The sequence below is a fragment of the Bacillus sp. FJAT-29814 genome, from assembly GCF_001510715.1.
Classification (GTDB): domain Bacteria; phylum Bacillota; class Bacilli; order Bacillales; family Cytobacillaceae; genus Neobacillus.
The window spans coordinates 393,785-405,395 of record NZ_LMTJ01000006.1 but is presented as its reverse complement, the minus strand read 5'-3'; the positions used below and the strand labels follow the sequence as shown (position 1 = coordinate 405,395).

Annotated in this window: 10 protein-coding genes; 9 read left to right on the top strand and 1 reads right to left on the bottom strand. The window is 33.4% G+C overall.

Going from position 1 to position 11,611, the window contains the following annotated elements; all coding sequences use genetic code 11:
• The 8 genes from AR334_RS18815 to AR334_RS18780 all read left to right on the top strand — a co-directional run.
• Positions 1 to 1,544: Ig-like domain-containing protein (locus tag AR334_RS18815; RefSeq protein WP_156431323.1), on the top strand; the 1,544-nt coding region annotated here is incomplete at its 5' end.
• A gap of 176 nt (positions 1,545 to 1,720) precedes the next feature.
• Positions 1,721 to 3,118 carry a hypothetical protein gene (locus tag AR334_RS18810; RefSeq protein ID WP_066315227.1) on the top strand — a complete coding sequence of 466 codons (1,398 nt, stop codon included), beginning with the start codon at positions 1,721 to 1,723 and terminating at the stop codon, positions 3,116 to 3,118.
• Positions 3,119 to 3,231: 113 nt separating this feature from the next.
• Complete coding sequence (locus tag AR334_RS18805; protein WP_066315223.1) at positions 3,232 to 4,326, top strand: DegT/DnrJ/EryC1/StrS aminotransferase family protein; 1,095 nt, start codon at positions 3,232 to 3,234, stop codon at positions 4,324 to 4,326.
• A gap of 12 nt (positions 4,327 to 4,338) precedes the next feature.
• A complete protein-coding gene (locus AR334_RS18800) occupies positions 4,339 to 4,854 on the top strand; it encodes a GNAT family N-acetyltransferase (protein ID WP_066315219.1) in 516 nt (171 codons plus the stop codon).
• Positions 4,841 to 5,260: an FdtA/QdtA family cupin domain-containing protein gene (locus AR334_RS18795; protein WP_066315213.1), complete on the top strand. Its 420-nt coding sequence runs from the start codon at positions 4,841 to 4,843 to the stop codon at positions 5,258 to 5,260. Before AR334_RS18800 ends, AR334_RS18795 begins: the two co-directional genes overlap by 14 nt.
• A 5-nt stretch (positions 5,261 to 5,265) precedes the next feature.
• On the top strand, positions 5,266 to 6,201 hold the full coding sequence (locus tag AR334_RS18790; RefSeq protein WP_066315208.1) for a glycosyltransferase family 2 protein: 936 nt from the start codon (positions 5,266 to 5,268) through the stop codon (positions 6,199 to 6,201).
• Positions 6,194 to 6,586, top strand: coding sequence for a GtrA family protein (locus AR334_RS18785; RefSeq protein WP_253701322.1), 393 nt, complete (start codon positions 6,194 to 6,196; stop codon positions 6,584 to 6,586). The genes AR334_RS18790 and AR334_RS18785 overlap by 8 nt, the downstream gene beginning before the upstream one ends.
• A 27-nt stretch (positions 6,587 to 6,613) precedes the next feature.
• Positions 6,614 to 9,307, top strand: coding sequence for a YfhO family protein (locus AR334_RS18780; RefSeq protein WP_066315199.1), 2,694 nt, complete (start codon positions 6,614 to 6,616; stop codon positions 9,305 to 9,307).
• Positions 9,308 to 9,404: 97 nt separating this feature from the next.
• Here AR334_RS18780 and AR334_RS18775 read toward each other — a convergent pair whose 3' ends face one another.
• On the bottom strand, positions 9,405 to 10,472 hold the full coding sequence (locus AR334_RS18775) for an LCP family protein (protein ID WP_082693016.1): 1,068 nt from the start codon (positions 10,470 to 10,472) through the stop codon (positions 9,405 to 9,407).
• 314 nt (positions 10,473 to 10,786) lie between these two features.
• Between AR334_RS18775 and AR334_RS18770 the strand changes: the two genes are divergently transcribed.
• Positions 10,787 to 11,572, top strand: coding sequence for a glycosyltransferase family 2 protein (locus AR334_RS18770; protein ID WP_066315196.1), 786 nt, complete (start codon positions 10,787 to 10,789; stop codon positions 11,570 to 11,572).
• Positions 11,573 to 11,611 lie beyond the last annotated feature (39 nt).

Sequence of the window (11,611 nt, the reverse complement as noted above, 5' to 3'; positions counted from 1 at the left end):
AGCACAAGTTAACCGTAAGAGAAACTGGGGCTAATGGTGCAGTCAATGATATTGACACAATCGTGAATGTCCAGAGTCTTCCGGTTCTCGGTTCAATTGATGCTCCATCGTATGGTTCTGTTATTAGAGACAATGTTGTTGTTAGAGGTTGGATTTTAGATGACAGTGGCGTATCCAAGATAGAGGTTTTGGTGGATGGAAAGAATATGGGAGAAGCGGAATATGGACTCTCTCGACTAGATGTTCAAAATATCTTTCCTGAATATAAAAACGCAAATTCCGGCTACCAATTTACGTTAAACACTAGAAATCTAACCAATGGGCAACACTGGATTACAGTACGAGAGACTGGAAAAAATGGAGCCGTTAAAGAAATTCAAAGTCAGTTGGTGAATATTCAAAACCTTCCGGTAAAAGGATATATTGACTCACCAGAAAATGGTTCAACACTAAAAGGAGATATTAGTGTTAGAGGCTGGATTATTGATGTGAGTAATGTATCCAAGGTAGAAGTGTTGATTGATGGGAAGAGCCTAGGAGAAGCCCAGTATGGAATTTCTCGTCCTGATGTGGGTCAAGCCTTTCCGGAATATAGAAATGCAAACTCCGGCTACCAATTCACTTTTAATAGTTTAATAGTTTCAGATGGCCAACATACTTTAACTATTAAAGAAACGAGTGGAAATGGTTCAACTTATACAATTAATACCACAATATATATATATAATGGTAACCCGTACCTCCAATTTGACTTAAGAAAGCCGTCTAATATAACGGCTAATGAAATTATTAATTTCATTAATTCTAAACGTCCAGATAGTCCTCTTAAGGATTATGCGCAAGAATTCATTAATGCCCAAGCAAAATATGGTGTTAATGCCCAATATCTTGTTGCTCATTCTATCCTGGAAACAGGCTGGGGGGGGTCTGATTTAAAAACTTACAAGCATAACCTATTTGGGTATGGTGCCTATGATCCATGTCCGTTTACTTGTGGTTATTATTTCCCGACTGTTCAGGATGCAATCGATTTTGAAGGATATATTGTAAGGCGAGATTATTTAAATGAGGACGGAAAATATTATAATGGTCCAACCTTGCCGGGAATGAACGTTAGATATGCTTCGGACCCTGAATGGGCAAATAAAATAGCGAATTTGATGCTGCAGATGAAACCATTTGATGCATCTAGTTATTTCAACTCTAGCATCCTTCCTAGCTCGCCTACAGCTGCACCAATATTCGGAAGAGATATACCTGCAGGACAACCGTTTCCTACAAAAACTATAATTAACTACACAACGGAAACATATGCCAAAGTTACAACAGATAAGTTATCGTTTAGATCTATTCCTTATACGATGCAGTCGACTTTAATTAAAACTCTGAGTGTAGGAACAGTTGTAAAGGTTTTAGGATATAACACAGATGTGAAGTATTACCCTGGAGATGCTACTAAGTATCCTTACGATAACCTATGGTATAGGGTATTGGTGAATGGTCAAGAAGGATGGATATATGGTGGAGGAATCACTTTCAATTAATTGTAAATTTTCATAACTATAAGGGGAAGACTCACAATGTGGGACTTTCCCTTTTTGTATGAATATTTTTTATAATTTATCTTCAACTTAAAACAAAAATAAATATTCATTTTATTTTTGGAATTCTAAAATTACATCTGTATTCTAGTACCAACGAAAGAAAGTGAATAATTCTAATGAAATTTTTTAATGGTTATGAAACTAAGAAAAGTGAAAAGCTTTTTTTGTGTTTTGTCGGGTTGTTCTCGATTTTAATCTTCATTTATTATTTGCAGAAAAATATGTATATTAGCTTGCATGATGAAGGTGGATACCTGCAGATTAGCACCCAAATTTTACAGGAAGGGCTCTTTAGCTTGAAAGAACCTGTAAGGACTTACATGTATCCTTTATTAATAGCCGTTTTTAGGGCTATTAATTTTGGGGATGAGTTATATTCAAAGGCCATTTTTTCTGTTTTTCAGTATTTTGTATACATAATGACAATTATTTTGATTGCAAATGTTAGTTGGGCTGTCAAACCGAAAAAAATAATCGTTCATACCATTTTCTCTTTAGGTGTTTTAAATCCTTATTTAATACAATCAGCAACATTATATTTAACCGACCTTTTGTCTTCCTGCATTATAGTAATAACAATAGTCTTTGCTGCTTCATCAAATGTAAATAAAGGAGTTAATATTTTTCTTTCTATCGGGCTCCTTGTAGTAAGCCTGATGATACGGCCTTCAAATGCAATTTTTTTTCCCGTAGTCTTTATAATTTTACTTATTAGGCTAATTAAAAAAGAAATCAAATTAAACTTTAAATTACTAGTATTTGGTTTCGCACAATTATTAATTTTATTACCTCAATTGTATAATAATGTTGTTCATTTTAATAAATGGACCCCATTAATTGTTCAAAAACTATATACAACACAATCGATATGGGCTACACAATTTCTAAAATATGCTACGCTTGCTAGTAGTGAAAATCCACAATTGTTTTATAATAACCCATATCATCTTTTCCGGCCTGATGATACTACAACCATTTTTCAAATGATGTTTGAAAATTTTGGTGTATTTATTTTTACTGTTTCAGCACATCTGTTTGCTGTCCTTGATTGGGGGTACATCGATACATATATTACAAATTTTTATCCCGTTTCAAGAATTTTTGGTTCGGTATTTCTTTATCTTTCATGGCTCCTTATCTTGTTAGGAATATGTCTTTGGGTAAAGGGATTTATTAAAGGTAATTTTAAATCAAGGATGCGTCCTGGGGGACTTGCCATAAATGCATGTTTATTTACTTCCATTTTGTATACGAGTTTTATTTCAACCACACTTGTTGAGTCAAGATTTGGATATCCTATCTTTATTTTGCTTTTGGCCTTTTCCGGATGGGGAGCAGAATATGTTTTTAATTCGATAAAATCAAGTAAAAACTCCTTTTTATATTTTATTAAAGCATTAGGCTATTTGGTATTATTTGTAATTTTAGCAGCGGTTTTGCTTCTTCTTTCTTTTAAATTTGATGTTTATACAGGCAAAATTGATTGGAAAACTGTATTTCCATTTTTGCCTTAACAGTTAAGCATATAGCATTTGTCGAATTATAGGGTATAATAATACTCGCGACCATTAATAAAATTTATTTATTTTAAAATATTTAATAGTTTTGTGGGAAGGAACCAACGAATATGCGAGTAAATTTTAATATTTTAGATCGGCAGTATAAAAAGTACCAATCTGAATATGAACAGAAAGCACTAAAGGTCTTAAGAAATGGTTGGTATGTTCTTGGGGAGGAAGTAGAGAACTTTGAGCGGGAATTTGCCCAATATATAGGAACTAGGTACTGTGTAGGACTTGCTAATGGGCTAGATGCTTTAACTATTTCCTTCAGAGCTCTGGGGATTGGTGAGGGAGATGAAGTTATAGTTCAAGCCAATGCTTACATTGCATGTGTAATGGGGATTACCATTAACAATGCAACTCCAGTATTTGTTGAACCAGATACTTTTTATAACTTGGACGCATCCAAAATAGAAGAAAAAATTACAAATAAGACAAAAGCTATTTTGGTTGTTCATTTATATGGTCAAACCTCTGATATGGATGAAATTCTAAGTGTTGCCAAGCGACACAATCTTAAAGTAGTTGAAGATTGTGCCCAATCCCATGGTTCATTGTATAAAGAGAAGAAAACAGGCTCATTTGGGGATATCGCATGTTTCAGTTTTTATCCCAGTAAAAATTTGGGCTGTTATGGAGATGGAGGGGCAATAACGACCAATGATGAAAGCCTGGCACGGAATATTAAGGTTTTGCGGAATTACGGCAGCCAAAAGCGATATTATAATGAAGTAGTTGGTTTTAATTCTCGTCTGGATGAACTTCAAGCAGGATTATTAAGAGTTAAACTAGGTCACTTAGATGAGCTCAATAGGGAGAGAGAACTTTTAGCTTTACGATATTTGGAAATGATAAAAAATGACAAAATTCTCCTGCCCAAAATTAGGGAGAATGCGAGTGCAGTTTGGCATTTATTTGTTATTTACACCAAGGAAAGGGAACAACTCCAGAACTATTTGTTTGATAGAGAAATTTCAACTGTAATTCATTATCCGATCCCTCCCTATTTATCAGAGGCGTATGAATATTTAGGATTCAAACATGGAGATTTCCCAATAACAGAAGACTATGCAAATAGTGTACTAAGTCTGCCATTGTATAATGGGATGACAGAAGAGGAACAAATGGCCGTGATTGAGGCATTAAACTCTTATGAATAAGGATGAAAATACATGATTAATTTAAGGAAACTTCAGTTAAAAGATACGGATGGAATGTTAGAGTGGATGCATGATATTGAATTAATGAAGAATTTTCGATTTAATGGTTCTCAAATGACGATAGAGAAGGTAGAATCGTTTATTGCTGCAGCTCAAAATGACATATTAAATAAACATTATGCTGTCGTAGCAGAAGAAGATGAGTATTTAGGAACTATTAGTTTAAAAAACATTGATTTTGAAAATAAAAACGGAGAATATGCTATTTCAATGCGAAAAAAAGCAATTGGTACTGGAGCAGCACAAGAAGCAACAAAACAACTTCTAACTATTGCTTTTGGAAAGTTGGGTCTTGAAAAAGTGTATTTGAATGTACTTTCCGAAAACAAAAGAGCCATTCGTTTTTATGAGAAAATGGGTTTTATAAAAGAGGGAGAATTTAAAAAACATGTTTATGTTAATGGCGAACTTCAAAATTTGTGTTGGTTCGCCATGTTTAATGGAGGAATAATCAATGGAAAAATATAAGTTGCTTGAATTTCCACAATTAGGGGATGAAAGGGGACAACTTGTTGTTGTTGAACAGTTAAAGGAAATCCCTTTTGAATTGAAACGAATATTTTATATCTATGGTACCAAGGGGAATGTAGCTAGGGGGCAGCATGCCAACCGAAGGTCTCAATTTGTCTTAATCAATCTAAGGGGTTCCTGTAAGGTGTTAATTGATGACGGATTTAATAGTGATGTAATAGTATTGGATAAGCCTCATACAGGTGTTTATTTAGACAGGATGGTTTGGAAGGAAATGTTTGACTTCTCCAGTGACTCGATTCTTTTGGTGTTATCCAGTGAACTGTATGATAAATCTGAGTATATCAGTGATTATAAAGAATTTCTCCGTGAAGTTTCCGGTAGGAAACTCATTGAAAGGTGAACGATATGCCAAAGTTATCTATAATCATCCCGGTTTACTTTAATGAGCTAAATATCCCCTTTCTTTTTGATAAGTTGAATCAAGATATACTTACTAACCCAGCATATGATCATGAATTAATATTTGTTGATGATGGATCGGGTGATAACTCTTACGCGGAATTATTGAAACTTAAGAATCGGCACTCGAAGGTAAAGTTAATCAAACTATCACGTAATTTTGGTTCCCATACAGCAATTTTAGCGGGATTAACATATTCAACTGGGGATTGTGCAACAGTAATTTCGGCTGATTTGCAGGACCCTCCAGAAATTATTAACCGAATGTTTGAGAAATGGAAGGAAGGAAATAAGGTCGTGCTCGCCGTCAGGGAAGACCGTGAAGAATCATTTTCTCAAAAATTGTTTTCAAACACATATTATAATTTAATGAAGAGATATGCATTACCCAACATGCCTGAGGGAGGTTTTGATTGCTTTTTAATAGACCGGCAAGTTGTTGATATTTTGAAGAATATTCAAGAAAAAAACACAACAATAATGGGGCTAATTCTTTGGGCAGGTTTTAAAACGGAAAAAATTTATTATGTCAGAAAAGAACGGGAGATTGGGAAATCACGCTGGACGTTAGCCAAAAAAATCAAGCTGTTTATAGATTCATTCCTTGCATTCTCGTATGTACCAATCCGCTTTATGTCATTAATTGGAGTTATTGTCTCCTTTCTGTCATTTTTGGCTGGAGGTTATTTAATTATCAATAAATTAATTAATGGAGTGGAAGTGCAAGGCTGGACTTCATTGATGGTAGTATTTCTCTTTGTTGCAGGTATCCAAATGGTTATGATAGGAATTATTGGGGAATATTTATGGAGAAATATGGATGAATCGAGGAAACGGCCAGTTTTTATTATTGAGGAGAAAGTAGGCTTTGAATATGAATAAGTACAAACTGTCCATTGAAAAGTATGGACAGTTTATTAAATTTTGTATTGTCGGTGTTATCAATACTGGAGTCTCTCTAATTGTATTTTCCATACTATTGCATTATGGTGTTTATTACTTAATGGCTAGTACAGTCGCTTATCTAGCCGGTATTGTTAATGGATATATTTTCAGTTCGTCGTATGTATTTAAAAAGAAGTTCAGTTTTGTTCAGGGAATAAAGTTTATAGGCGTTTACCTATCATCACTGTTAATTAATTTGGGTTTCCTTTTTATCCTAGTAGATATTATCCATATTGCCGAGCTTTTTGGTCAATTAATAGTAACTGGTTTCAATGTTGTTTACAATTATTGTTTAAATAAATTTTGGACTTTTAAAAGCTAGCTTGAGTATAACCAAGAGGTGTTAACAATGGAGAAAAAATTTTTTTTAAAGGATAAATATTTTTGGGTCCTCTTCCTATTCATGTGCATTATTTCAGAAGTTCTTTTTTTTGACTTTCTCACCAATAAGCGTTTATATATTTTTTATGATGTTGGCGGGGATACAAGGCAATCCTATTGGCCGATGTATCATTATATTGTTGAATCTTTTAGGAATGGGTCGTTAAATTCATGGTCATTCCAAATTGGTCTAGGTACAAGTACCTTTACATTGTATTCATTTTTGTTTGACCCATTTATTATTTTATTATTGTTGTTGCCATTAAAGTATTTAACGTATGGTATCTTATTAATTTCAATTACTAAAATACTTGTTTCAGGTGTTCTATTTTATTTTTATTTAAATTTACTCTCAATAAAGAAATATCCTGCTGTCATTGCTTCTTTGATATGGGCGTTTAACGGGTATATGATGCTTTGGGGGCAACATTATTGGTTTGCCACTATGATCGTTCTATTTACATTTATTATGCTTTCATTAGAATTGTGGTTAAGGGCGAAGAAGAAATTCTTTTTTCCAATTAGTATTGCGATAATGGGGATTAATTCTCCATATTTTTTATTCATGATTAGTTTATTTATTTTCTTCTATGTTATTTTTCATCATGTTTTTACAGAGAACACTTTTACATTTAAGTTGCTTTTTTCCCGTTTAGCTCGTTTTTTTGGAGCCTATTTTATTGGGCTAGGAGCCAGCGCAATTGTTTTTTTACCAGTGAGTTACTTAATCTTAACCAGTTCTCGTTTAAGTGGGAGCCAATTATATGGGAACATTTTCGAATTGTCAACTTTTAAGGAATATATCTCGATATTCATGCGTTTATTTTCTAATAACACTCTAGGCATAGGAATTAATTATTATGGGGCAATAAATTATTATGAAGGTCCAATGCTTTTCAGTAGCCTACTTTTTATTATAGCCCTCCCTCAATTATTATTTGTGAAAATACGAATAAAACATAAAGTTGGAATCATAATATCAGGAGCTCTATATTCACTGCTTCTTTTATTTCCGTTTTTTTCAAAGTTGTTTAGTGCATTTTCTTCCTTTAATTATCGGTGGAATTTTTTATTAGTCTTTTTAAATGTATTGACTATAGCCTACATGCTTTATTTTTTTTCGAAAGAGAAGAGAATTTCTTACTTTGGGATTTCACTAAGTGCGTTATTCGTAATAATTGGGTGGTTTTATAGCTATAAGATAATGATATTTCAAAGCATGATTCCTTCGTCTTTTCTGGAAGAACGGTATTTACACCATTTGGCTTTTCAGGTAGCTGGATTTCTCATTGTCTATGTAATAATATTTATTATCTTTCGTAAAACTAATAGAATACTTTGGATATTATTACTATTTATAGTATCGATTGAATTAGTCATATCGAATTATCCTACGATTAATAATCGTCTTACTGTTTCAGTAGATATTGAGAAGAAAAAAGAAGGTTATTTTGATTATACAAATGAAGCAGTGAAATATATTAAGACTCAAGATGAGGGATTTTTCAGAATTGATAAGAACTATAATTCCTACTCTTATAATGATTCCTTGTTTCAAAATTACAACGGAGTAAAATCATACAATTCATTAAATCAGCCTAATTATATTTCTTTCTTTAAAAGGTTAAATACCGGCGTTTATGATAGCAATTTAGGGAGTGGTTTTAATCAACGGCCAATCCTTCGTGATATGACTGGGGTAAAGTATGTTTTATCCAAAGATGAAAATGTGCCAAACGAATACATTAAGTTAAAAACCTTTGGAGATGTACATGTATTTAAAAATCCTAATTCAATGCCAATTGCCTATTTATATGATACATATATAACTGAGAAAGAATTTGATAAGCTAATGCCATTTGAAAAAGACAATGTTTTATTACATGCTGCTGTATCAGATACGAAAAACTTTTTAAAAAAATTCAACCCAAAAAAACATCTTAACGAGCAGTACATTAACATTAAAACATTAACATTAGTGAATAGTGAGATAAAAAGTCAAAAAAATAATAAGGAGTTTTTATTGATCACGGAATCAAATGACCCTTGGATGGGTGTCCGTTTACCTAAAAAGGAACGAGGCTGGAGGATTGAATTTGAAATAAAAGGGCCTAATAACACAAAAGGCGAGATCTTTTGGAAGAGTGAAGATGGCGTTTTTAACATTGAAGATTCAATTGCATTTGAAGTTCGTGATATTCCTGTAAAAGTTGCTTATGAAATAAATAATAATAATTTATCAGAATTTCGAATCGACCCTGGTTCAGACCCAGGTCAGTACAGAATAAAGAATTTAAAAATTGTCCCAGTTGGGGACGATGAAAAACAGGAAGCAATAAGATCCTTAGTAAATGACAAAGTTATTTTGGAGAAGTTTTCGAACAATAATATTAAGGGAAACTTTAATATAGATAAGGATAAGCTATTATTTTTCTCAATTCCTTATGATAAAGGTTGGACGCTAAAAATTGATGGGAAAAGAGTTCCTACAGTAAGAGTAAATATGGGTTTTACAGGTGCATTCATTTCAAAAGGATCTCACAGCTTTGAACTGGAATATCACCAACCGATGTTAAAAATCGGGATTATTATCTCTGTTTTTTGTTGGGCGATTATTCTTGCAAGTATAATTCCTAGAAAAAAAACAAGAGTGGAAGTTTAGACGGTTCAGTGTAAAAATAATAAAAACACCTTTTCAAAGTAAAGGTGTTTTTATTATTGATCCGTTTTTGAGACTGTATTAAAGTATTTAAAGGCATTTATTGATCGCTATCAATAGTTTGATCACTTTGTATTTTCCCTTTGGTTGTAGAACTTTTACTATTATCATTCTTATTTTGGGCACCTAAATTATATTTTTCAACAGGTTGAGATGGCAAACCCAATTGTTCCCGTAATTGGTCTGAAAGCTGTTGTCTTGTTTCGTCGCTGACAAAGAAAAACCAGCCAGTATTGGTCAACATGCCGTCGCCGGGGATTTCAATTCTTTCAATGGTATCTGCTGCAGGCTTATAGTCTTTTTGAATTCCAATAATATCTTCCAAGGTGAGATTAGTTTTAATGTTATTTTCGAGAGCACCAAGAATATTATCGTAATTAGTTAACGTCTTAATTGATTTTCCTTGTTCGATGATTTTCGAAATAACCTCGCGTTGTCTTTCCTGACGACCAGCATCACCTCTTGGGTCTGCTTTTCTCATGCGTGCATATTGTAATGCTTTTTCACCGTTTAAATGCTGCGGGCCCTTTTTTAGATATACTCCGTCCAATTCGAAAGCAAATTGGTTATCGACATCAATTCCGCCAACCGCATCGACAATGTCTTTAAATCCTTCCATGTTTACCTGAACGTAGTAGTCAATTGGTATATTCAGAAAATGTTCAACCGTTTCGATACTCATTTCGATTCCACCAAAAGCATAGGCGTGATTGATTTTGTCAATCTTAGTCTTAGCTGGTTTATCTGGATAGATTAGTTTTGTCCGGGTATCACGAGCAATACTTAGTATTTTAGTAGTTTTGTTTTCAGGGTTCACCGTTAACACTAACATAGAGTCGGTACGCCCGCCGTCACCTTCCCGTTCATCGACACCAACCATTAAGATGGAAATTGGGTCCTTTTGCTCAAATTCAACCTTTACTTCCCTTTTTTTAGAAACCTCTCTGTGAATCGGTTTATTCATCTTGTTGACTGCACTTGCTACATTTGTATAGACATTATAAAAATAAAGGCCGCCGCCGATAAGTAAGAAAAAGACAATGACTAAAGAGAGTCGAAGCCACATTTTCTTTTTCTTTTTTTTATTTCCTAATCTAGTATTTTTCATACTATATAATTCCCTTCTATAAGGATTATTTTAGTACATGACCATAACCCCAATTATAATCTCCGATGTTTCATTGTTCAACTGGAAATCAAAAAAAATCCACCATAAAAGTACAAAATCTGACAATATGATGTTATAATTTATTTTTGGTATGGGAATGACCCCTCATTTTTATTGTCAGCTCCTTATCAAGGAATGAATGATTCAATATATTTTGCAAAAAATACATACAAAGAGAAGACGTAAAGCGGAAAAAAGTTGTTACACTATAAGGAAAAATTACTATCACTAGTTAAATGAAAGAGTGTGAATCAATGGCTGAAGCAAAAGTTGCAATTAGTATTGTGACGTATAATAGCAAGCATATATTTGAGGTGCTAAACAACCTAAAAAAGGAATTTGGCCGGGACAGCCAATTTCGTTTCCTGATTTTTGACAATCATTCGACTCCTGAATATCGTGAACGGTTAAAGGAATATGCGGATTTTGTAGAAATCACCTTTTATCATGAAAACAATGGTTTTGGGTTTGGACATAACTATAATCTGTTAAAATGCTCCGAAGAGTTTTTCCTGATTTTCAACCCGGATATTATTTTGGTAAAAGCGGACCTTTTAAAAATGCTTGAGGTTATGGAGAGTGATTCAAGCATATCTTTATTGGTGCCAAAAGTCCTAAACTCAGATGGAACGCAGCAGCATTTAATGCGCAACAGGGTTTCAGTATTTGATTATTTTTTACGTTTTGTTCCATTTGGATTTATTAAAAAAATGTTTTCCAAAAGACTCGCATCATATGAACTAAGAGATATACCAAATGACAGATATGTCGATATCAGGATTGGTTCAGGGTGCTTTATGCTGGTGCGGGGGGAAGACTTTAAAGAAGTTAATGGTTTTGATGACCGCTATTTTATGTATTTTGAGGATTATGACTTATGTTTGGAACTAAGAAAGCGGAATAAACGAATTGTCTATACGCCTTTTTCCGATGTGGTCCATTATTATGAAAGAGGTGCACATAAAAATTCGAAGCTTTTTAAAATTTTCATCGAATCCATGTTCAAGTATTTTAATAAATGGGGATGGAGGTTTTTTTAGAAAAAGAGAATATTGTGAGGCGTAAGTTAGAAATGATAC